A 22,601-nucleotide genomic window follows, 5' to 3' on the forward strand; every position below is an offset into this window, starting at 1 on the left:
ATTTATGCTGAATGGAAGTGTGCATGAGCCGTATACGAGGTCCGTATGTACGGTTCTGTGAGAGGGATGAGGCGGCAACGCCTCACCCTACTCGATGTTTCCTTCCTCTTTCTCTTCCTCTTCTTATCACTGCTTTGCGATTTGCTTGCATGGTGTTAGCGCTGATAACGACAAGTGCGTTATCGGGTGTAAGATATTTGCTATTTTACGGCGAGAAAATCGCGATATCGATTGAAAGATAAAATAAAAAACACCATATATTCAATCGCTTATCACGCACCTTTCTTTTTTAAACAGGATTTTTTTGTTTGGCATGCTAGGCAAATTAAGTGATTAGGATACGCTATCATCATCAACAGGACGTTGACGCCAAGAATAGGCCAACCGGCTAAGGAAAGCTTTTCACACCAGGAAGGTGTTGCCACAGGATGTGAACTCGCCAAGGTCGGTATGTAAGGATAGTCTCGCACAGGATGTGATGTGGATGTTATGACGACAAGGACGCAGGATGCGACCGTTAGGCAGGTAAGCCAACCACACTAACAGGATGTTAAAACCAAGGCGTAAAACGCTATTGAGCAGGGATGAAAGACGTACCAGGACGGACGACACCCGCTTATATCGCCAAGGCGATACCGCGACAGGCATTATGCCTGTCGCTTTTTTATTGACCCACTTTCTGCTACATTCGCGCCAGCTTTTGGCATAGACGAATAACATGCAGCACTGCCCTTTATGTGAGCATACCCAGACTCACCCTTACCATACCGATAAGCGCCGCGCCTATTTTCAATGTACGCGTTGTGATTTGGTGTTTGTTGATCGCCAGGCACTGCTGGCACCGCACGATGAGAAAGCCATTTATGACTTGCACCAAAATCATCCTGATGATGCGGGTTATCAGCGCTTCTTATCGCGGTTGGCCACCCCGTTACTTGCGCGGTTAGCTGAATCGCCACGCAACGGCCTAGATTTTGGTTGTGGTCCGGGGCCGGTGCTTGCAAACATGCTGCGTGACGCGGGACATTCAATCGCCTGCTATGATCCCTTCTATGCCCCTGATACACAGGTGTTGGCGCGTGGTTACGATTTCATCACCTGCACCGAAGCGATTGAGCACTTTTATCACCCCGCCGAGCAGTGGACACAATGGCTATCCATACTAAAGCCGGGTGGGTATCTGGGGATCATGACCAAGCTGGTCCAGGATCCAGCGGCATTTTCACGCTGGCACTATAAGAATGACCTGACTCATGTCAGCTTTTTTAGCCGCCAAACGTTTCAATTTCTAGCTGCTCAAGCTGGCTTCGAACTGACCTTTTTGGGCAACGATGTAATATTAATGAGGAAACCATTGTTATGACGCGTAAAAAGAAAACGCGCCGCACAGGATCGGAAGGCCCGGCGCAATACGTAGATAAAAACCAGACCGAGCAAGATCGAATTGCTCGCATGCTGAAAAAGCAGAAAAAACGGAAAGGAAAAAAAGCAGGATCGCGTCATTCTGAAGAAAGTGATGTGCAAACGCATCGTCGCGGCGGCAAGAAAGACCCACGGATTGGCAGTAAAAAACCGATTCCATTGGGGCCTGAAGCTGCGAAACCGAAACAATCCACGTTGACCCCTGAGCAAGAGCTGGAAAAGCTCGAGCAAGACCCGCAACTGAATGTCTTACTCGATCGCATCGAAAACGGTGAAAAGCTCGGGGCAGGGCTGCAAAACTATGTCGATGAAAAACTCGATCGCATTGAAGTGCTGATGGATAAGCTAGGGTTGCTGAGCGACGAGGATACACCGGAGGATGATGAAAGCGATCTGCTTGCCAAATTTGAGCAACAGAACGATTAAAGAGGAGTAGCAGGTGCAGGACGGGATCTGGATACTAGCAGGACTAGGCGCGCTGATTATTTTAGCGTTATCGGTATACGCCGGGACTTTGCTGGCAAGACTCAAGCGGCAGACGGCGCTGCAAGCGGAGATGGAAGAGGCGGCGATAAAAAAGCGGAATGATAAAATCATTGAAAGCGTTGATGTGATTGCGTTCGCAGCCTTGAAAGATCAATGTGATTTGTCCGAGGCGGCGATTCGTCTTTATATGATTATGGATCACCTCCAAGGGGAAAAGCGGGTTGAATTTGATAGCCGCTACCCTGCGTTATTTGAACTTTACGAGGCGGTCAAAGACACCCCACGAGGTGATGCCAGGAAAACCCTTAAAAAGAACGAACGGATGCGGTTGGACTTTGATCGTGCCAAGCATGAAGCGCGACTCGAGCAGGCGATAAAAGCCGAGTTGGCCGAGATTTTGGCCTTTACGGGTGGCCGGCATATCCCTGATCATATTTTGACCCACTAAGTGTACCTGCTTGGAATGCGGCTGCTCGCAGCGGCATTCCTTTATTATTTTGGCACAATACCCTTATAATTATTAGGCGAAAATCGATCTCGCCGACACTTTCACCATATCAATGCGGGTAGTGCTAAACACCTGACTTAAGGCTGTGGCACACTACACTTTGTTCTCCTTTCCTAAGCGCCTTTGCGGAATGTAAGCCATGTCATCACCACAAATCATTTGGGATCAAGCCTTGATCAATAAGTATAATTATTCAGGGCCCCGCTATACCTCGTACCCCACCGCGCTTGAATTCCATGAGGCATTTACGCCTGCGGAATTTGATATGGCATGTAGCCAGTACCCTGAGCGGCCGTTGTCGTTGTATGTGCATATCCCATTTTGTCACAAGCTCTGCTATTACTGCGGCTGCAACAAAGTGGTGACCCGGCATCAACATAAGGCGGATGAGTACCTGGATGCCTTGGAACATGAAATTCGCCAGCGTGCATTTTTACTGGGCGCCCGTCGGGTTACTCAATTGCACTGGGGAGGCGGTACACCCACCTTTCTCACCAAAGCACAGATCTCGCGTCTAATGGGGTTACTGCGCCAAGAGTTCCAGTTTGAAGACGATGCGGAAATCAGTATCGAGGTGGACCCACGTGAAATACCGCTGGATATGCTCGATCATCTGCGCAATGAAGGGTTTAATCGCATCAGTATTGGCGTGCAGGACTTTGATAAAAAAGTGCAACAGCTGGTCAATCGAGAGCAAGATGAAGACTTTATTCACGCATTGGTTGCACGTGCGCGAGAGCTTGGCTTTCGCTCCACCAATCTTGATTTGATTTATGGTTTACCCAGCCAAACCCCCGAGGGATTTGCCAACACGCTAGAGCAAGTGCTCACCATGCGCCCTGGGCGGCTATCAGTGTTTAACTATGCCCATTTACCTAATTTATTCGCCGCCCAGCGGAAAATAGACGAGAATGCCTTACCGTCACCCGACGCCAAGCTCACCATGCTGCAAGAAACCATTAACACGCTAACGGCGGCGGGGTATCAATTTATTGGTATGGACCACTTTGCCTTGCCCGATGATGAGCTGGCGGTTGCGCAACGTGAGGGACGCTTGCATCGTAATTTTCAAGGCTACACCACCCAGGGTGACTGTGACTTATTAGGATTGGGTGTGTCGGCGATTTCGATGATTGGTGATTGTTACGCGCAAAATCAAAAAGAGATGAAGCGGTATTATCACCAAGTGGATGCGGAGCGACATGCCTTATTTAAAGGCGTCATGTTGGAGCGCGATGATCGTATTCGCCGCGATGTGATTAAAGCCTTGATGTGTAACTTTACCCTTGAGAAGGCGGTGATCGCCGCACGTTATCAGATTGATTTTGACCGTTACTTTGCTGACGATCTCAAGTTGCTACAGTGTTTTATTGACGACGATTTGGTCCGTGTCACCGACCAGACCATCAGCGTGACCAAAACCGGTCGGATGCTGATCCGTAATATCTGTATGAGTTTTGATATTTATTTACGGGATAGGGCGCGACAACAACAGTTCTCACGGGTGATTTAAACAAAAAAACCGCCAAATGGCGGTTTTTTTATAACACCCACAGCCCATTAGCGGGCCGCAGCTTTGGCTATTAGCGCCGCTTTCTCATGGTCAGACAAGAAGGCAATGGTTAGGCCATTTTCTTGTAGTGTGTTGATTTGTGTAGCGGTTAAGCCCGCGGCTGGGGCCGCGACTTCATATTCATAGGGCAGCTCGATGCCTTCCACGGCTGGATCGTCGGTATTTAACGATGCCAGAATACCGTGGTCGAGGAATTGGCGCACCGGATGCTGTGCGAGATCAGCAATGGTACTGGTCTGAATATTCGAGGTTAGGCAGGATTCAATCCCGATACGGTGCTTGGCTAAATAGTCCATCAAAGCGGGGTCTTCAATCGCTTTCACGCCATGGCCAATACGGGTCGCGCCTAGCTCGTTAATCGCCTGCCACATACTCTCAGCGCCCGCAGCCTCACCAGCGTGAACCGTCACTTGCAAATCACTGGCTCGAACTTTGGCAAAATGTTCGGTGAATTGGTCTCCGGGCTGCCCCAGTTCGTCACCGGCTAAATCGATGGCAACCAGTTGCGATTTCTGTGTCAGTAGTGCATCCAACTCGGCCATACAGGCTTGGGTGCCGAAAGTACGGCTCATGATGCCAATCAGGTTGGTTTTCACGCCAAAGTCACGGCTGCCGGCCTGCACGCCATCGACGACGGCTTCCACCACGCCTTCGAGGGGCAGTTGATGTTTCATCGCCATGTAGTAGGGCGAAAACCGTAATTCGGCATAGTCGATGTGTGCATTTAGGGCATCCTCGACGTTTTCATACGCCACGCGCCGTACCGCGTCGAGATCTCCGAGTACTGCCACACCCCAATCAAGTTTTGAGAGAAACGCGACCAAATCAGGCGCGGTATCAACCACCTGTACATGGGGGCGCAGGCTTTCAATGTCATGTGCCGGCAGCGGCATCGAAAACTGCTGACCGAGCTCTAAAATCGTATTGATGCGGATGTTGCCATCGAGGTGACGGTGTAGGTCCGTTAAAGGAAAATCGTGTCTCATCATCGTTGGTTCCCAGCCGGTGAGTTGGCGCTCAGTATAGCGACTGTGGCGCCATGCGTCAGCTGTCGAAGCGCGTAGGACGTGAGCCTTATCGCGTTGGCAATTTATCCGTTACCCGTTCTGTTGGTTGTTCGGCCAAGGGTAGGGGCCTGGCGAACAAGAACCCTTGCGCATAATGGCAACCAATTTCACGTAACCTAGCCGCCTCTTCTTTGGTTTCAATGCCTTCAGCGACCAAGTGGACATCCATGCCACGAGTCATGGCAACCACGGCTTCAATGATCCTTTGGTTGGTGCTGTTTTCGGTCATCGAATGGACGAAGCTACGGTCGATTTTTAGGCTGTCGAAAGCCATCTGATGTAAATAGGCCAATGAAGAATAGCCCGTACCAAAGTCGTCAATCGCAATTTTAATCCCAAGGGCGCGGATTTTAGTGAGCCCAGAGGTCGCGAGATGCTCATGGCTCATCAACTGTGACTCAGTGATCTCTAAGGTTAAATTCTCGGGAGGAAGTTGTGTGCGTGTGAGCACTTGCTCCAACTTGTCGATAAAGTCAGCCGATAATAACTGTCGTGCTGATAAGTTGACATGCAATTGGAAATGGGCAGGCCATCGTCCGGCCTCAATTTGTGCGACCGTATCAAAAGCGGCTTGTTCAAGCACTTGCATGCCGATTTGGTTGATTAAACCGCTTTGTTCGGCGATCGGAATGAACTCAGCTGGGGACACCATGCCACGGCTGGGGCTTTCCCAGCGCACTAAGGCTTCTGCGCCACAGAAATAGCCATCGCTTAAGCGCACGAAAGGTTGATAGAACACGACGAATTCATGATGCTGAACGGCATGATGAAGCTCAAGCAGGAGCCGAGACTGTTCTTGCACCCGAGCTTGCATACTGGCTTCAAAATAGACATACATCGCCGCATCACTGCGCTTGGCTTCACTGAGAGCCAACCCTGCGTGTTGGAGGCTTTCATGAATGGCATCCCCGTAGGTATAACCGAACACCACCCCGGCACAAGCATCCACCAAGACATCGTCGTTACCGATAGTGACTGGGCGGTTAAATAGACTCAGTAGTTGACTCACTAGCGCTTCTGACTGGGTTCGGTTGGTGGTGTGGGGCGCCAGGACCGCAAATTCATCACCGCGAACGCGTGCGATTAGCATCTTGGAACCATCGGCTAAATCCGTTAACCGTTGTGCGATGGCACATAGCAGCACATCACCGCCGTCTTGACCTAGGCTATCGTTAATATCACGAAAGCCATTGACCCCCAAAATCGCCAAGGTATTCGGTGACTGATAACGCAGCCCGGCGGCTTGTTCAATCAAGCCTTCGCGCGTATACAACTGGGTTAAGTTATCTTGGCGGACTTGCTGACGTAAGCGGTTGAATGACTCTTGCATTTTGCCGGACATGTTATTAAACGCGTCTTTTAATATCGCAATCTCCCGCAGGTTGGCAGGGGTGTTAATCCGATAAGTGAGATTGCCTGAGGCGAGCTTTGCCGCCGCCTCTGCGGTGTCACGCAAAGGCCGAGTGAGTTGGCGAATAATTAAATAAACAATCACCAAGCCAACTACCGATATTGCGATCACTAAATAAATACTGATTTCTTGTTGGCTTAACAAGCTTTCGAGAAGCAGCTGATCAGGCAGCGCAACCACCACATACCATTGATGCTGAAAAGGCGGCGGTAAGGCGATTTTTTTGACGGTGCCATAGAAGTGACCCTGTTTTTCATGGATGTCGAAATGAAACGATTTGCCGAGCTTTTCAGGTTCAGGAGGCCAATCAGCCGATATCTCATTGATGGTGGCGTTGAGTACTGAGTTATTGGTGATATTAGGGAAGTGTAAAATGTTGCTAGGACTGCTGTTGCCGCTATGGGCGATCATCCTGCCTTCGTCATCGACAATAAAAAGCGCGCCGCCGAGTTTTTGCTGGCGCTCACTGAGAAAGCGATTAAAGGCGTTCAGCTTGATATCGCTGGCGACCACCCCCCAGACCTCGCCACTAACCTGCACGGGCGCAATGGCAGAGAGTGATACTTCGCCGATTTCATCAGCATCGAGGTATATATCGGTCCAGCGTGGATGTTCGCGGTTAAAGGCTGGAATATACCAGGGGCGAACACGAGGATCATAGTGGCTGTCTTGGTAAACAATATTAGCGTTTAACGTTCGACCGTCGAAGATGCGTAATGCGCCTTGTGTGGCATCACTTCGCTCCATCAAAATCGACTGGCCTGCTTGATTTTTGCGATAGCCAAAATAATCGCCGTTCGCATCAACGCCAATGCTGAGCACTTGCATGTATGGCATGGCTTGATAAAGCGACGTGTGACTACTGAGTAAATAGTCTCGCAAGCCTTTATTGTTGATGGGGGCGGCTTGGAGGCGAGCGGCGAGACGCTCAGCGACAAATACGTTGGCGTTAAACGGGTGCTGAAGATACTGGCGTAAGTCTAATTCAATCCCTTGAGAGTAATCGTCCAGCAGTAACTTACCGACAAACTGAGAGCTGGTGCGGTAGTGGTTGTTAATGGTCAGAATGATCACAATCAAGGTGAACGTGAGCACGAGAAACACGGGGAGCATTACAGCGGCTCGAATCGACAATGGGCGCATGTTTCTCATCAGAACAACAACATCACTTTTCTCATCAACTAAACACCATTGAAGTTAACACGATCAACGGTTTTTACTTCAATCTCTTTACTTAAATTTAGCAGAGGTTCAAATTGTGTTAGTTTTAATATTGCGTTAGTGCTCAATATTAAGCTCTTTCAGCTTGCGTGTCAGTGTATTACGCCCCCATCCTAAAATTTTTGCGGCTTCTTGCTTATGCCCATGAGTATGTTGCAACGCTGATTGTAGGAGTATTCGCTCCACGTTAGGCAATGCTTGTTGCAAAATGCCATGCTGCCCCTGAGTGATTGCGTCCTGAGCCCATTGAGTGAGTGCATCCTGCCAGTCTTGCGCTTCACTGTCGGTCACAGACAACGGCTGATTGACTAATTCGCGCGGTAAATCACCGGGGAGTACTTCTTTACTGCTGGCCATCACCGTGAGCCAGCGGCAGGTGTTTTCCAGCTGACGCACATTGCCAGGCCACGGAAGCTGACTCATCATGGCTTCGGTGTCCGGGTGAAGTTGTTTGGCCTCGACATCTAACTCTTTAGCCGCGCGGGCCAGAAAGTGCTGGCACAGTTGCGGGATGTCCTGTCGCCTGTCCTTGAGTGATGGAAGGTGGACGCGAATCACATTTAAGCGATGGAATAAGTCCTCTCGGAATGTGCCATTGGTGACAAGACGCTCTAAATCTTGGTGGGTCGCGGCAATAATACGGACATCCACATCGACGGCTGCGTGGCCACCCACGCGATAGAATTGACCATCGGCGAGCACGCGTAGCAAACGCGTTTGCACATCCAACGGCATGTCACCAATTTCATCTAAAAATAAGGTGCCGCCATTGGCTTGCTCAAACCGTCCTTGGCGAACGGCATTGGCTCCGGTAAATGCGCCTTTCTCATGCCCAAACAGCTCTGACTCGATCAAATCTTTTGGGATTGCTGCCATGTTCAGGGCAATAAAGGCTTGCTCTGAACGCGGACTATGGCGATGAAGCGCTTGGGCGACTAACTCCTTGCCGGTGCCGGACTCACCGTTGATTAACACCGAAATGGATGAGCGCGATAACCGACCGATGGCGCGAAACACTTCTTGCATCGCCGGGGCTTCGCCAATGATTTCTGGCGTTTGTGCTTGTGGTTGCGTCGCCGTTTGCTGCTTTTGCTGTTCTTTAACGTGGGCTAACGCGCGCTCAACCAAAGCCAAGGCTTCGTCAATATCGAAAGGTTTTGGCAGGTACTCAAATGCGCCTTCTTTATAGGCATTAACCGCGGCATCTAAATCAGAGTGGGCGGTCATGATAATGACGGGTAAGTCTGGATGTTGTGCTTGCACCACATTGAGCAGAGCAAGCCCATCGCTGCCTGGCATGCGAATGTCTGACACTAAAACGTCGGGAGTGCGCTCGTGCAACGCACTCATTACACTTTCAGCATCGCAAAATGTATCGCACGTGAGGCCCGCAGCACTCAGTGTTCGCTCCATCACCCAACGAATCGAGCTGTCATCATCCACGACCCAAATGGTCCCTTTACTCATGCGGTCTATCCTTTTCAATAATGGGTAATTGGATAGCGAAGCAGGTATGGCCCGGCCAGCTATTCACTTCAATTTTGCCCTGGTGTTGATCGATTAAGTGGTGGGTAATGGCCAGTCCGAGTCCGTTACCATCCGCTTTGCTGGTGACCATCGGATAGAACAAGGTATCTTGTAAGTGAGGGGCGATACCTGGGCCATTGTCGATGATTTCTATCTGGGCCACGACACGATGGCGTTGACCATGAATCACGGTTTGAAAACCGGTGCGGGTGCGCAGTGTGAGGCGTGCATCCTCTTGGCCACTCACCGCGTCGGCGGCATTGGTGACGACGTTGAGGATCGCCTGCTCAAGCTGCTCTGGATCCATATCAAAATCAGGCAAACTGGGATCATAGTCGCGCACAATATGCACCCCGTCATGATGATCAAGGCTGACCAGTTGACGGACTTTCTCCAAGACCACGTGAATATTTTGCCGTTGGCGTAATCCCGGGCGCTGCGGTCCAAGCAAGCGGTCGACTAAATTTCTTAAGCGGTCCGCTTGCTCGATAATGATTTGGGTATACTCCGCGAGGCTGGCATCGGGTAGCATTTTTTCCAGTAGCTGTGCCGCCCCGCGCAATCCGCCTAGCGGGTTTTTTATTTCATGAGCCAAGCCACGCACCAGTTCTTTTGCTGCTTGTTGTTGCGCTTTTTGGGTCAGCTCCTTGCTGATCCTTTGTTGCTGGCTCACGACGTTGACTTCAAGTAACAGACGGCCCTCATCCTCGGCGTCAAATAAGGGGCTTGCACTGAGTTGTACTTTTTGTGGTTGTCCATCAACCACCCAAGTGACATCACTATCCGTTAAACTTTGCCCTGCCTGAGTGGCGCTGGCTATGTGCGCCCAGTCAACACTGGCATGCTGAATTTGCTGTGTGAGGGGTTGCTGGCGCAAGCGCCTAGCACTTTGATGCATTAGCTGTTCTGCTGCTGCATTAACGTATTCAATACGCCATTGGCTGTCTACCACAATGATGGCGGTAAGCAGATGATCAAACAGTTGAGCTGGCGTCATCCGTGTCGCGTCCTTGTTTGCACTAGTTTGGTGCATTGAGTGTAATCGAGATCCTTGCATGATGCAGCCGGTACCACTGAGTTTGTGATGGTTTAGGTGCCGTGGTCGGTTAATCTTGGCGTCGATGGCGTTGATTAACGTGCGCGCGGTGTAAATACACGTGATATATCGATGAGGATGCAATTACCTTGCCGCTTTCGAGGTATTGGACTTGAATCTGATGGGTGCCACGATCAATGGGCGCCAGCCGCCAATCCAGCTGTCGCTGTGATGCGTTCAAGCTAATGGTTGGGGGAGACGCAACGGGCTGGCCGTCTAAGACGAGCCGTGTTTGCTTGGCGGGGATGGAAAGCGGTGACACCGTGGCTGTCACGGATAGCTCGCCGGGATTACTGCGTAATGTTGCGCCATCATTGGGCGATACAAGGGTGAGTGTTACCGATTTGGGTGGTGTCAGGGCTGGCGCAGGCTGTTCAGCCGAAGACGAAGAGGCATCGTAGAGAGAGGGCGAAGGCGTTAGGGATGCATACGGCCTAACGTGGTGCGGGTGCGTCGGAGGTTGGTCGCTAAAATGCACCTGGCCGTTGTCATCGGTCCACTGATAGAGCATGCCCGCATGGCTGCTAAAAGCCAATGTCAGCAACATAGCGCCTAGTAACATAGCGCCTAGTAAAAGAGCTCCTCGCGAAAGAGCTCCTCGCCAACGAGCACCTAACCCACGCATTACAGCCCCCTAGGTTTGCGTGATCCCCTGCGGAGCATTGTAAGTGGGTACATACAGTCGCCAAGCATAAAAAAGCCCACCTGCGAGGTGGGCTGCATTTTCAATGTTCAGCGTGACGAGTCGTTACACCGAATAGTAAAGCTCAAACTCAACTGGGTGCGTTGTCATTTGAATACGCTCAACATCTTCGCTTTTCAGTTTGATGTATGAGTCGATAAAGTCGTCTGAGAACACGCCACCTGCGGTCAAGAATTCGCGGTCAGCATCCAGCGCCTGTAGAGCTTCTTTAAGGGACTCCGCTACCGTCGGAATTTCTGCCGCTTCTTCAGCCGGGAGATCATACAAGTCTTTGTCCATGGCATCGCCTGGATGAATCTTGTTTTTGATACCGTCAAGGCCGGCCATCAGCATCGAAGCAAAGCACAAATAAGGGTTCGCGGTTGGATCGGCAAAACGGAGCTCAATACGGCGCGCTTTCGGGCTAGGCACCACTGGGATACGAATTGACGCAGAGCGGTTACGCGCAGAATAAGCCAGCATGACCGGCGCTTCAAACCCAGGAACCAGGCGCTTATACGAGTTGGTTGACGCGTTGGCAAAGGCGTTAATGGCTCGAGCGTGCTTAATCACACCACCAATGTAATAAAGTGCTGTTTCAGATAGGCCACCGTATTTATCACCTGCAAAGAGGTTTTGACCATCTTTGGCCAGTGATTGGTGAACGTGCATGCCTGAGCCATTATCGCCGACCAGTGGTTTCGGCATAAAGGTCGCCGTCTTACCAAAGGCGTGTGCGACGTTGTGCACCACATATTTATAGATCTGAATTTCGTCCGCTTTAGTGGTCAAGGTGTTAAAGCGGGTCGCAATTTCGTTTTGGCCAGCCGTTGCCACTTCATGGTGGTGCGCTTCAACCACTAAGCCCATCTCTTCCATGACCAATGACATGGCCGAGCGGATATCTTGTGACGAATCGACCGGTGCAACAGGGAAATAGCCACCTTTAACGCCTGGACGGTGGCCTTTGTTACCGCCTTCCAGTGCGGTGCCTGAGTTCCAGCTCGCTTCGACGTCATCGATTTTGTAAAAAGAGCCGGCCATATCGGTGGCGAATTTCACGTCATCAAAGAGGAAAAACTCGGGTTCAGGCCCAATTAGAACGGTATCTGCGATCCCCGTTGAGCGCATGAAATCTTCAGCGCGTTTAGCAATGGAACGTGGGTCACGATCATACCCTTGCATGGTAGACGGCTCTAGAATATCACAGCGAATATTCAAGGTGCTTTCTTCGGTAAAGGGGTCAAGCACGGCCGAACTTGCATCTGGCATCATGACCATGTCTGATTCGTTGATCCCTTTCCAGCCCGCCACGGATGAACCGTCAAACATTTGGCCTTCTTCAAAGAAGTCATCGTCCACTTGATGAGAGGGGATGGAAACATGCTGCTCTTTACCTTTGGTATCGGTAAAGCGCAGGTCGATGAATTTCACCTCGTTTTCTTGGATAAGTGCGAGCACATTTTCTACTGACATGTGAAATAACCTCCGGTGTCAAATTAGGTAAATAGCGAATTGGCTCCTTGCTGCATGACAAAGCGAAAACTGTGCCAACAATTTAAAACCACGCCATAGCAGGCTCGGCGGGTAAAAATGCCGCTCAGTGCTCGTCAAACGAGAGCGGGTTGCACCATTATTGTGCACATATGCTCAATCATAGTGCAAGGGGCGAAGGTGGTGCAGATGTTTGTGCACGACATGGGTGCAAACCCATCCCCCTCTTCTTTTTAGCAGACAATCGGTATTGAGAGTGTGGGCCGTCTTTAAAAATTCATGTTTGCTCGAAAACCGGTGAATCCTTGTATTTGCTTAACAAATGACCAACTAGACAGCAGTCAAGCCACTTTGATGGTGAGCTGATTCACAGAATAAGGTGGGTTTTGCGACAAAATCTGGTACATTACGGCCGTTTTTTTAATCAGATGGTGGCCCCGTCGTGCTAGTATACGCTGTCTCAGCGTGTCAGGTTCGACACGTGCCGCGTCTAACGAGTGAAAAAGAGAGTCCATGACCAAAATACAAACAGATAAATTAAGAAATATCGCCATTATTGCCCACGTTGACCACGGTAAAACCACGCTAGTGGATAAGCTGCTTCAGCAATCCGGTACGCTGGCTTCCCGCGGTGAGGTGGAAGAGCGTGTCATGGACTCAAATGATATTGAGAAAGAGCGTGGCATCACCATTTTGGCGAAAAACACCGCCATTAACTGGAATGATTATCGAATTAACATCGTTGATACCCCAGGGCACGCCGATTTCGGTGGTGAAGTTGAGCGTATCATGTCGATGGTTGATTCGGTCTTATTGGTGGTTGATGCCGTTGATGGTCCGATGCCACAAACCCGCTTTGTGACCCAAAAAGCCTTCGCTCACGGCCTGAAGCCGATTTTGGTTATCAACAAAATTGACCGTCCGGGTGCACGACCTGACTGGGTGATGGACCAAGTTTTCGATCTGTTTGACACCTTGGGTGCCACGGACGAACAGTTAGACTTCCAAGTGGTTTACGCATCAGCGCTAAACGGTTGGGCGAGCCTAGATGAAGCGACCGAAGGCGACGATATGGAGCCGTTGTTCAACGCGATCGTGGACAACGTCGATGCGCCTGACGTCGACATTACTACGCCATTGCAAATGCAGGTGTCTCAGCTTGATTATAACGCCTATGTCGGTGTTATCGGCGTGGGTCGAATTACGCGTGGCTCGGTGAAACCGAACCAGCAAGTGACCATTGTCAGTGCTGATGGCAGCAAGCGCAATGGCAAGGTAGGTAGCGTCTTGGGTTACCTCGGCCTTGACCGTACTGATGTCGATGAAGCCTCAGCGGGCGACATTATTGCTATTACGGGTCTGGGCGAGCTAAAGATTTCAGACACTATCTGTGATCCAAGCAACGTTGAAGCGCTCCCCGCACTGACCGTTGATGAGCCAACTGTGACCATGACGTTCCAAGTCAACACCTCGCCGTTCGCCGGCCTAGAAGGTAAGTACGTGACGTCACGTAATATCCTTGAGCGTTTGCAAAAAGAGCTGGTTCACAACGTGGCGCTGCGTGTTGAAGAGACCGAGAACCCGGATAAATTCCGTGTATCAGGTCGTGGCGAATTGCACTTGTCGATCCTTATCGAGAATATGCGTCGCGAAGGCTTTGAGCTTGCCGTCTCTCGCCCTGAAGTGATCATCAAAGAAGAAAACGGTGAGAAATTTGAACCGTTTGAAACCGTGACCATTGACGTGCTCGAAGAGCATCAAGGTGGCGTGATGGAAAGCATCGGTCTGCGTAAAGGCGAGCTGAGCAACATGCTCCCAGACGGTAAAGGCCGTGTACGCATGGACTTTGTGATGCCATCACGGGGTTTAATTGGTTTCCAAACCGAGTTCTTAACCCTGACCTCTGGTTCGGGCCTGATTTATCATACCTTTGACCATTACGGTAAATTCAAAGGGGGTGATATTGGCCAACGTATCAACGGTGTATTGATCTCAAACGCCGCAGGTAAGGCACTGACTTATGCCTTGTTTAACCTACAAGGCCGTGGTCGCTTGTTTGCTGAACACGGTGATGAAGTGTACGAAGGTCAAGTTATCGGTATTCATAACCGCGCCAATGACTTGACGGTTAACTGCTTGAAAGGTAAGCAATTGACTAACGTGCGTGCCTCGGGTACCGATGAGGCGCAGGTATTGAGCCCAGCGATCAAGTATACCTTGGAGCAAGCGCTTGAGTTTATTGATGACGATGAGCTGGTTGAAGTTACGCCAGAAAGCATCCGTATTCGTAAAAAGCTGTTGACTGAGACAGACCGCAAGCGCGCTGGTCGTAAAGGTTAATCGCGTTATATCATCATGTGACTGAGTCACCAGATTCTGTCCCAAGATTAAAGGCACCGTTAGGTGCCTTTTTTTGATCGCAGCGAGCGAGAAGTAAATCATGTACACTCATTACGCGTAAAGCGGGCACAAGATAAAGGTGGAAGGATGCGCATAATTGGGACGCTAAATCAGAAAACGTGGCATGACAGCCGTAATTGGTTGAAAGCGATGCTCACGCATTTGTGGCAGCGTATGGGCGAAGACAGGCTCACGGTGAGTGCCGGTTATATGGCGTATGTCACGCTGCTTTCTTTGGTCCCCTTAGTCACTGTCGTGTTGTCTGCTTTTTCGAGTTTCCCGGGATTTTCTCAAGTGGGTGATACCTTACAAACATTTGTGATCAATAATTTTGTTCCCGCCGCCGGTGAGGTGGTGGCACGCTATCTCAACCAATTTGTTGCTAACGCCGGTAAGATGACCGCTGTTGGGGTTAGTTTTTTGTTTGTGGTCGCGATTATGCTGATCTCGGCGATCGACAAAAGTTTGAACCACACGTTTAAAATTCAGACCAAACGGCCGATGATGATTGCGTTCTCAATCTATTGGATGGTGCTCACGTTAGGGCCTATTTTGATTGGTACTAGCATCGCGCTGAGCTCTTACTTAACGTCTTTGTCGTTATTACAAACAGGGCTGGCGAATGATTTGTTTACCACCTTACTCCGAATTCTGCCTTTTCTTTTAACCACGCTCACCTTTATGGGATTGTATACCCTGGTCCCCAATACTCGCGTGCGCCTTCGCCATGCCTTGGTCGGTGCGGCTGTGGCGAGTGTGTTATTTGAGCTAAGTAAAAAAGTATTCGCGCTATATGTTGCTCACTTTCCCTCGTATCAATTAATTTACGGCGCCCTGGCCGTGGTGCCCATTCTGTTTGTGTGGGTGTATTTTAGCTGGTGCATTGTATTATTCGGCGCACAAGTTACCGCGACTTTAAGAGAGTCGGAGACTTGGTGGCCAAATGGCACCTCGCCAGCGGTTAACAATCAGTCAGCCGGTTTGGCTGAACCATCCCATCCTTTAATCAATCAAGCGGAGGCGCCTTATGATTGCCCTAATTCAACGCGTGAGTGAAGCCAATGTCACTGTCGACGGTGAGATCCTCGGTGCGATAGGGAAAGGGCTGGTGGTGCTTCTGGGCGTCGAAAAGGGCGATACCGATGCGGATGCCGCGAAACTGGCGCATAAAGTCAGAGGTTATCGTGTGTTTGAAGACGATAATGGCAAAATGAATCTCAATGTGTCTCAGTACGGCGGTGAATTGTTGGTGATATCGCAGTTTACCCTGGCTGCCGACACAAAAAAGGGAATGCGTCCGAGCTTCTCGGGGGCATCGCCTGATGAAGCAGAACGTTTGTACACGGTATTTTGTCAGGATTGCCAGCGTGCAGGGTTAAAAACGCAAACGGGTCAATTCGCCGCTGACATGAAAGTCAGCCTCGTTAATGATGGTCCTGTGACTTTCTGGCTTCAGGTATAACCACGCGCCTCACAAGGAGAGACAGGCATGTTTAGAATCGTTACCCCGCGCACAGAGCAAGAGCTAGCGCGTTATTATGATTTTCGTTATCGGATGTTAAGAGAACCATGGCATGCGCCGCGTGGTTCAGAGCGCGATGCGTATGATGTTAATGCGTGCCATCGTATGATCGTAGACAGTGATGACGCGCCGGTCGCGATTGGACGCTTGTACTTAACCCCAGACAATGACGGCCAAATCCGATATATGGCGGTGTCACCAGATTATCGTAATCGTGGTTTAGGGGCCTTAGTGCTCATGGCGTTAGAGTCGTTGGCGCGGGAAGAGGGCGCTAAGCGTCTGGTGTGCAGTGCGCGTGAAGAGGCGGTGAGCTTTTATGCGCAACACGATTTCCTCCGTCAGGGCGATCTGAGTGACGAGCGAGGACCGATACGTCATCAGCAGATGGTTAAACCCTTGGATCCGTTATCGGATGTGGTTCGCCGTCCCGAGTGGTGCACCGAGCTTCAGCAGCGTTGGCAAGCACACATTCCGATTAGCGACAAAATGGGAGTCAAAATTAGCCAGTTCACTGGCTACAGCTTTGAAGTGAGCGCCAATTTAAACGCCAATTTAAACCCTCGCCAAACCATGTTTGCGGGCAGTATTTTCAGCCTTGCGACGTTAACCGGTTGGGGCATGGTATGGCTATTGATGAAAGAGCGCCAACTCAGCGCGGATATTGTCCTAGCGGATAGCCATATTCGCTACCGTCGTCCGGTTGCAGAACGGCCCCGGGCGAGTGTGTCACTCGATAACCTTAGTGGCGAGCTCGATCGATTAGAAAACGGACGCCGTGCCCGTGTGACGTTAGAAGTCGATTTTTTCAGTGGTGATGAAAAAGCCGGTGTGTTTACCGGCACCTATGTCCTGCTCCCCTCGGATGATGGCGCTACCGCACAACCTGCCCCTCAGTTGGCCTTGTTACGCTAACGAATGCGTGGGGCGTCCGTGCGATAAATCGGCCACTGGATGGATAAGCGTGTCTCGCCTTGCAGTGCGCCGGTCAGTTGGCCGCGATCAGCATCAATGGATAAAGTCTCAAACGGGAAAGTCTGTTGTTTGTCCTTCTTGGGGCTTGGCGGTTGCAGCCAAGCGCTTATTTGTGTGGCCCAATTTGTGTCTGAGTCTGCATGGGTTTTTGCATCTAAGAAGGTGATATCCATCTCGCCATTGAGCCCCACATTGAAGCTTTCTCGATCCGCTGCCAGCCCTGACCACTTTGCCTCAATATCATGAAACCCTGTCAGGGGGAGGGGCCAATCAAACCAGTCTTGATAAACAGAGAGCGGAATTTGTAACCCATCCACAAGCAGTGACCATGGTTGACTAGGGGCGCTTAAGTCCCAGGTTCCTGATACAGCCAGTTGGCCATCAGGGAAGCCCAGTAATAGCTGCTGGAGGGTTAATTTCCCTTGATCAGCATCGAGGCGCAAATAGGGCTCAGCCAGCCAATGCTGATTGATGCTGGCGTGGCTTGCGCTGGCGGTCAAACGTCCATCGGTTAAGCGCCATTGTTTGAACGGGGATAGCTGCAATGCGCGTCCATTAACATCAATGCCACTGATTTTGATAGGAAACTGCGGCGATAAGGCCAGCCATTGATTATGTTTCAGTGTTACGTCGTCAATGAACAGTGTCTCTGGCCACTCCGGGAGTGCCGCCATCAGCGGAGAAAGCACTGCGTGACTGAGTGTCAGGTTATTGGCTTGTAGCTTATCAATCTGCCAATGACGCTTAGAAAAGTGCCCGGATAGCCCGACAAATCCTTCTTGCCATTGACTGGTCAACTGATGGATCACCCAGCTTTCGCCGTGACGTTCAATATCCCCAAGCGGTTGATCCCAAGTCTGCGTGTGCCAGCGGATATAGTCAGCGTTGAATGATGCACGCAGCTTAGGCTGTTGCCACCAAGGCGTCTTTGGCGCAATGGTGATGTGCTCGGCCGATAAGGTGAGGCCATTCACCGAAAACTGTTCGGTTTCGGCACTGAGTTGGCGAATATCAGTACGGTCGATGGTTAACGTGGTTGTGTGGGGCCATTGCAATAAGGCGTTGGACACGCGTTGATACGTGTCTTCCCCGTCGATAATGACATCGCTCAGGGTTAACTGGGTTAAGGCGAGCGCACCTGGCTGCCAATGGCCTTGGGCGCTGATCGCGGCACCTTGCCACTCAAAAGACACGCCGCGGAATTGCCAACCGTTAGGCGCTGGTGTGGCATCGACTAAAAGTCGGGAGGCTTGTAGCCCATGCCAGTCGACTTGTTTGGCCTCCCATTGCGCGCGGCCGCGAACTGATCCTAAGGGGGCTTGTCCTTTGTGCCAATCATCGAGCTGAGCGCTGACTTGCTGCGCTTGCCAGCCTTGTCCTTGCAGGGAAAGATCATTAAAAAGGACACGACCAATGGTAAGCGTCGCCGGTAGCATATCGAGAGACGTTATGGCCCGATCGGTCAGGTCAAGGCTTAGACCGTCAATCCTTACCCATTGCAGGTGAGACCATCGTTCGACAGAGAACTGTACACGCGCCGTATTGGCCTGCCAGTGTTGATGGCCATATTGGTAATTCGGTTGCGTCAGAGTGAGGTGAAGCGGGCGTTGCCAGTGATAGTCCACCTGTTCTGCCGTTAAGGTGCCTGGCAGTATAGGGGTGATAAGGGCAGTGAAAACCTGGGTGGCGTGTCGCGTATGGAGCAACACAAAAATCACTGACAGTGAGATTATGATTAGGATAAAAAAGCTGGCAAAGAGTTTGGCCAGGATGCGCATGAATGAATCCTATCAGGCAACGAGTAGCAGTAAGATTGGCGCAAAAGTTGCCAAACTTCAACCAGTCAACCAGTCACCCTGAGGAATAGCGCCCCATATCGCATCAGCAATATGGGGCTAGGGGTTAGTCTAACTGTGGACCTGCAGCGACCAAGGCTGCGCCTTCTTCGGTATCTGTGTATTTATCGAAGTTATCGATAAAGCGTGTGGCCAGGTCTTTCGCTTTGCTTTCCCATTGCAGCGGGTCAACATAGGTATCACGCGGGTCAAGAATGCCGTCGCTCACTTCGTCTAGCGAGACAGGAACTTCCAAATTAAAGATTGGAATTACCTTGGTGTCGGCTTTTTCGATCGAGCCGTCTAAAATCGCGTCGATGATCGCGCGGGTATCTTTGATGGATATCCGCTTGCCTGAGCCATTCCAGCCTGTATTGACCAGATAGGCTTCAGTCCCTGCCGCTTCCATGCGCTTGACCAATACTTCCGCATACTTGGTGGGGTGCAAGGTCAAAAATGCCGCGCCAAAGGCCGCTGAGAAAGCAGGCGTGGGTTCAGTAATACCGCGCTCGGTACCTGCTAACTTCGCGGTAAAACCAGATAAGAAATGGTACTTGGTTTGTTCAGGCGTCAATTTAGACACCGGTGGAAGTATGCCGAATGCATCCGCAGACAAGAAAATCACCTTGTTGGCATGGCCGCCTTTTGAAACCGGCTTCACAATATTATCGATATGATAAATGGGGTATGACACGCGGGTGTTTTCTGTCTTCGAATTATCGTCAAAATCGATGCGGCCGTCGCCACGGACGGTGACGTTTTCTAATAACGCATCACGGCGGATGGCGTTATAGATATCTGGCTCAGCCTCTTTAGATAACTTGATGGTTTTGGCATAGCAGCCCCCTTCAAAGTTAAAGACGCCCTGATCGTCCCAACCATGTTCATCGTCACCGATAAGCTGGCGCTTAGGATCGGTGGAGAGTGTGGTTTTCCCGGTTCCAGATAGCCCGAAGAAGATGGCAACGTCGCCATCTTTGCCCATGTTGGCGGAGCAATGCATCGATGCGACATCTTGCAACGGCAAGAAGTAGTTCATCATCGCGAACATGCCTTTTTTCATTTCACCGCCATACCAAGTACCGCCAATAAGCTGCACCCGTTCGGTGAGGTTGAAAACGGTAAAGTTTTCTGAGTTTAGGCCATGTTCACGCCATTGGTTGTTCACGCATTTGGCGCCATTCATCACCACAAAGTCGGGCTCGAAATCTTTAAGCTCTTCCTCGGTTGGACGAATAAACATATTTTTGACGAAGTGCGCCTGCCAAGCCACTTCGGTGATCACGCGAATACGTAATCGTGTATTGGGGTTGGCACCGCAATAGCCGTCAACGACAAACAGGCGTTTGTTAGAGAGCTGTTGTGTGACCAGTGCCTTGAGATCATTCCATACCGCTTGATCGATCGGTTTATTATCGTTTTTGCCTTGATCCGACCACCACAGGGTATCGCGCGTGGTGTCATCACGAACAATGTACTTATCTTTGGGAGAGCGGCCGGTAAAAATACCCGTGTCTACCGACACCGCGCCGAGTTCGGTCACTACGCCTTTTTCGTAGCCTTCCAGCCCAGGTTTGGTTTCTTCTTCGAACAACTGCTCATATGAGGGGTTACGGATGACTTCTTTGACATTTTCCAGACCATAACGGGAAAGATCGATGTCAGCGACCTCAGATTCGACGTTCAGGACAGTCATAGGTGCTCCTTGAGGTAAGATGATGTTAACTGTCTTTGTGCTAGCAACCTGAAATATAGATTCAGGAACTGACTCCATAGATGACGACAGACTGGGGTTATTGTGATTGTAGGGTACGGACCACCAGCTGCCATGTCATAGACATGGTAACGCTTAGTTAAACGTTTGCGCTACCCAAAGACCTATTATTGTTTGTACAAAAATAACGCGCAGAAAAATGTGAGTTAAGTCGGGAAGGAATAAGAAAAAAGCCAGCGTTGTGCTGGCTTTTGAGCTTGGTCAAGCTTATTTACTTCGAAGCGCTAAAAATGTAGCACGTGGTTATTGCATTTGAGAGGAGGAGCTGGCGTTTTGCTCAAAAATTGCCGCCACATCAACGCTATCGAACGCATAGTCAGTGCCACAGTAATCACAGTGCAAATGGATCGTACCCATTTCCGCGACCATTTTGTCGACTTCACTGCGCTCAATCGCGGCAATAGCACCGGCACTGCGTTCACGGGAGCAACTGCATTTAAACACCACATCTTGTGCCGGATACAGGGTGACTTTCTCTTGATGGTACAGACGGTATAAGACATCTTTGGCGCTGAGGCTGAAAAGTTCATCATTTTTAATCGTTTCAGTCAGCTGGGCAAGGTGATCAAAGTCGCCTTCGTCGCCTTTATCGTCAGGCAACACTTGCAACATCATACCGGCCGCATGCGGCTTGCCGTCAACCTCTCCCGTACGTAGCCAAAGACGGGTCATTAACTGCTCTGAGCGTGCGAAGTAATCTTCCAAGCAACCTTGTAAATGATCCGACTCTAAGCCAACAATGCCTTGATAGCGCTCGCCATCGACAGGCTCAATGGTAATGACCAGTTGGCCCTTGCCCATCATTTCTGGCAAGGTCGCATCCTCTTTGACGTCACCTTTCACCCGCGCGGTGCCGCGCAGTTGCTGATGGTGATCACCATTAATGACCGCCAGCGACACAGGACCATCTCCCTGCAATTGCACCGTGATCGAGCCATTAAATTTGAGTGTTGCGGTAAGCAGGCTGGTGGCGGCCAACATTTCACCCAGTAAAGCATTCACCGGGGCTGGAAAATTTTGATTCTCCAGGATGCGTTGATAGGTTTCGTCGAGCTTGACTAGCTCACCACGCACAGACACATCTTCGAATAGGTAACGGTGTAATTGATCGTTTGACATGCAATCTCTCTCCGGCAATGGCGCGACTTGCGGCCTTAGTCTATGCCTTGTTTAAACTTACGAATATCTCGGCGTTGCTTTTTATCCGGTCGTCCATCGGGACGTGGATTATGGGCATTTAAGCGACGCATTTCCGTCTCGTGCTCACGTTTCTTTAGGCTCGTGTCGGTTTCTTGATACAAGGTTTGCGCGATCGGCGCGCCTTGACGTTGCTCCGATAACGCTAAAACAGCGATGGTTCTTTCATCATGGCCTTGGCGCAAGCGTATTTCAGCCCCAACCTCGACCATTCTGCTTGGCTTGGCACGTTGACCATTGTAGTGCACCTTGCCCCCATCGATCATATTGCGAGCAATAGAGCGTGTTTTATAAAAGCGAGCGGCCCACAGCCATTTATCTAACCTGACCGCTGTCAAAGGTGCTGATTTGCTTTTTTTCATCCCTCAACTCCTGCGCAATCTGGATCGGCGACATTAGCATAAAATTTACTTT

18 protein-coding genes are annotated in these 22,601 nt (G+C 50.5%); 8 read left to right on the forward strand and 10 right to left on the reverse strand.

The window, feature by feature from the left end; all coding sequences use genetic code 11:
• The first annotated feature begins 718 nt into the window (after positions 1-718).
• From BZJ21_RS10275 to hemN, 4 genes are all read left to right on the forward strand, one after another.
• On the forward strand, positions 719-1,363 hold the full coding sequence (locus BZJ21_RS10275; protein WP_077669728.1) for a class I SAM-dependent methyltransferase: 645 nt from the start codon (positions 719-721) through the stop codon (positions 1,361-1,363).
• On the forward strand, positions 1,360-1,848 hold the full coding sequence (gene yihI / locus BZJ21_RS10280) for a Der GTPase-activating protein YihI (protein WP_077669729.1): 489 nt from the start codon (positions 1,360-1,362) through the stop codon (positions 1,846-1,848). The genes BZJ21_RS10275 and yihI overlap by 4 nt, the downstream gene beginning before the upstream one ends.
• Positions 1,849-1,861: 13 nt before the next feature.
• Entirely contained in the window at positions 1,862-2,356 is a 495-nt protein-coding gene (locus BZJ21_RS10285) for a DUF2489 domain-containing protein (protein WP_077461681.1), read from the forward strand.
• A gap of 199 nt (positions 2,357-2,555) precedes the next feature.
• The gene (hemN, locus tag BZJ21_RS10290; protein ID WP_021022586.1) at positions 2,556-3,929 is read left to right on the forward strand and encodes an oxygen-independent coproporphyrinogen III oxidase; all 1,374 of its coding nucleotides are present in this window, start codon (positions 2,556-2,558) and stop codon (positions 3,927-3,929) included.
• Positions 3,930-3,976: 47 nt separating this feature from the next.
• Here hemN and add read toward each other — a convergent pair whose 3' ends face one another.
• From add to glnA, 6 genes are all read right to left on the reverse strand, one after another.
• Positions 3,977-4,978: an adenosine deaminase gene (gene add, locus BZJ21_RS10295; RefSeq protein WP_077461679.1), complete on the reverse strand. Its 1,002-nt coding sequence runs from the start codon at positions 4,976-4,978 to the stop codon at positions 3,977-3,979.
• Between the two features lie 85 nt (positions 4,979-5,063).
• Positions 5,064-7,610, reverse strand: a complete 2,547-nt coding sequence (locus BZJ21_RS10300; protein ID WP_158075520.1) for a bifunctional diguanylate cyclase/phosphodiesterase — start codon at positions 7,608-7,610, stop codon at positions 5,064-5,066.
• Positions 7,611-7,745: 135 nt separating this feature from the next.
• Complete coding sequence (gene glnG / locus BZJ21_RS10305) at positions 7,746-9,155, reverse strand: nitrogen regulation protein NR(I) (protein ID WP_077669731.1); 1,410 nt, start codon at positions 9,153-9,155, stop codon at positions 7,746-7,748.
• Positions 9,148-10,212 carry a nitrogen regulation protein NR(II) gene (gene glnL, locus BZJ21_RS10310; protein WP_021022581.1) on the reverse strand — a complete coding sequence of 355 codons (1,065 nt, stop codon included), beginning with the start codon at positions 10,210-10,212 and terminating at the stop codon, positions 9,148-9,150. Before glnL ends, glnG begins: the two co-directional genes overlap by 8 nt.
• Before the next feature lie 109 nt (positions 10,213-10,321).
• Positions 10,322-10,873: a DUF4124 domain-containing protein gene (locus BZJ21_RS10315; protein WP_158075521.1), complete on the reverse strand. Its 552-nt coding sequence runs from the start codon at positions 10,871-10,873 to the stop codon at positions 10,322-10,324.
• Positions 10,874-11,059: 186 nt separating this feature from the next.
• Positions 11,060-12,469, reverse strand: a complete 1,410-nt coding sequence (gene glnA, locus BZJ21_RS10320; protein WP_021022579.1) for a glutamate--ammonia ligase — start codon at positions 12,467-12,469, stop codon at positions 11,060-11,062.
• A 531-nt stretch (positions 12,470-13,000) separates the two neighbouring features.
• Here glnA and typA point away from each other — a divergent pair.
• The 4 genes from typA (at position 13,001) to BZJ21_RS10340 (ending at position 17,321) form a co-directional block, all read left to right on the forward strand.
• On the forward strand, positions 13,001-14,827 hold the full coding sequence (gene typA / locus BZJ21_RS10325; protein ID WP_021022577.1) for a translational GTPase TypA: 1,827 nt from the start codon (positions 13,001-13,003) through the stop codon (positions 14,825-14,827).
• A gap of 147 nt (positions 14,828-14,974) precedes the next feature.
• Positions 14,975-15,943, forward strand: a complete 969-nt coding sequence (locus BZJ21_RS10330; RefSeq protein WP_077669733.1) for a virulence factor BrkB family protein — start codon at positions 14,975-14,977, stop codon at positions 15,941-15,943.
• The gene (dtd, locus tag BZJ21_RS10335) at positions 15,915-16,349 is read left to right on the forward strand and encodes a D-aminoacyl-tRNA deacylase (protein WP_077577226.1); all 435 of its coding nucleotides are present in this window, start codon (positions 15,915-15,917) and stop codon (positions 16,347-16,349) included. The genes BZJ21_RS10330 and dtd overlap by 29 nt, the downstream gene beginning before the upstream one ends.
• A 27-nt stretch (positions 16,350-16,376) precedes the next feature.
• Entirely contained in the window at positions 16,377-17,321 is a 945-nt protein-coding gene (locus BZJ21_RS10340) for a bifunctional GNAT family N-acetyltransferase/hotdog fold thioesterase (protein WP_021022574.1), read from the forward strand.
• Here the strand turns inward: BZJ21_RS10340 and BZJ21_RS10345 are convergent.
• The 4 genes from BZJ21_RS10345 to hslR form a co-directional block, all read right to left on the reverse strand.
• Positions 17,318-19,159 (reverse strand): AsmA family protein, encoded by a 1,842-nt coding sequence (locus BZJ21_RS10345; RefSeq protein ID WP_077669734.1) that lies wholly within the window; start codon positions 19,157-19,159, stop codon positions 17,318-17,320. The genes BZJ21_RS10340 and BZJ21_RS10345 overlap by 4 nt on opposite strands.
• 124 nt (positions 19,160-19,283) lie before the next feature.
• Complete coding sequence (pckA, locus tag BZJ21_RS10350) at positions 19,284-20,912, reverse strand: phosphoenolpyruvate carboxykinase (ATP) (RefSeq protein WP_077669735.1); 1,629 nt, start codon at positions 20,910-20,912, stop codon at positions 19,284-19,286.
• Positions 20,913-21,233: 321 nt separating this feature from the next.
• Positions 21,234-22,109, reverse strand: coding sequence for an Hsp33 family molecular chaperone HslO (gene hslO / locus BZJ21_RS10355; protein ID WP_021022571.1), 876 nt, complete (start codon positions 22,107-22,109; stop codon positions 21,234-21,236).
• Positions 22,110-22,144: 35 nt separating this feature from the next.
• A complete protein-coding gene (gene hslR, locus BZJ21_RS10360; protein ID WP_021022570.1) occupies positions 22,145-22,549 on the reverse strand; it encodes a ribosome-associated heat shock protein Hsp15 in 405 nt (134 codons plus the stop codon).
• Between the last annotated feature and the right edge of the window lie 52 nt (positions 22,550-22,601).

The organism is Salinivibrio costicola subsp. alcaliphilus (genome assembly GCF_001996185.1).
Taxonomy (GTDB): Bacteria; Pseudomonadota; Gammaproteobacteria; order Enterobacterales; family Vibrionaceae; genus Salinivibrio; species Salinivibrio costicola.

Excerpts from the sequence above, each read along its gene's own strand:
- BZJ21_RS10275 (WP_077669728.1), top strand. The coding sequence starts at position 719 with ATGCAGCACTGCCCTTTATGTGAGCATACCCAGACTCACCCTTACCAT.
- yihI (WP_077669729.1), top strand. The coding sequence starts at position 1,360 with ATGACGCGTAAAAAGAAAACGCGCCGCACAGGATCGGAAGGCCCGGCG.
- hemN (WP_021022586.1), top strand. The coding sequence starts at position 2,556 with ATGTCATCACCACAAATCATTTGGGATCAAGCCTTGATCAATAAGTAT.
- add (WP_077461679.1), bottom strand. The coding sequence starts at position 4,978 with ATGATGAGACACGATTTTCCTTTAACGGACCTACACCGTCACCTCGAT.
- BZJ21_RS10300 (WP_158075520.1), bottom strand. The coding sequence starts at position 7,610 with ATGCGCCCATTGTCGATTCGAGCCGCTGTAATGCTCCCCGTGTTTCTC.
- glnG (WP_077669731.1), bottom strand. The coding sequence starts at position 9,155 with ATGAGTAAAGGGACCATTTGGGTCGTGGATGATGACAGCTCGATTCGT.
- glnL (WP_021022581.1), bottom strand. The coding sequence starts at position 10,212 with ATGACGCCAGCTCAACTGTTTGATCATCTGCTTACCGCCATCATTGTG.
- BZJ21_RS10315 (WP_158075521.1), bottom strand. The coding sequence starts at position 10,873 with ATGTTACTAGGCGCTATGTTGCTGACATTGGCTTTTAGCAGCCATGCG.
- glnA (WP_021022579.1), bottom strand. The coding sequence starts at position 12,469 with ATGTCAGTAGAAAATGTGCTCGCACTTATCCAAGAAAACGAGGTGAAA.
- typA (WP_021022577.1), top strand. The coding sequence starts at position 13,001 with ATGACCAAAATACAAACAGATAAATTAAGAAATATCGCCATTATTGCC.
- BZJ21_RS10330 (WP_077669733.1), top strand. The coding sequence starts at position 14,975 with ATGCGCATAATTGGGACGCTAAATCAGAAAACGTGGCATGACAGCCGT.
- dtd (WP_077577226.1), top strand. The coding sequence starts at position 15,915 with ATGATTGCCCTAATTCAACGCGTGAGTGAAGCCAATGTCACTGTCGAC.
- BZJ21_RS10340 (WP_021022574.1), top strand. The coding sequence starts at position 16,377 with ATGTTTAGAATCGTTACCCCGCGCACAGAGCAAGAGCTAGCGCGTTAT.
- BZJ21_RS10345 (WP_077669734.1), bottom strand. The coding sequence starts at position 19,159 with ATGCGCATCCTGGCCAAACTCTTTGCCAGCTTTTTTATCCTAATCATA.
- pckA (WP_077669735.1), bottom strand. The coding sequence starts at position 20,912 with ATGACTGTCCTGAACGTCGAATCTGAGGTCGCTGACATCGATCTTTCC.
- hslO (WP_021022571.1), bottom strand. The coding sequence starts at position 22,109 with ATGTCAAACGATCAATTACACCGTTACCTATTCGAAGATGTGTCTGTG.
- hslR (WP_021022570.1), bottom strand. The coding sequence starts at position 22,549 with ATGAAAAAAAGCAAATCAGCACCTTTGACAGCGGTCAGGTTAGATAAA.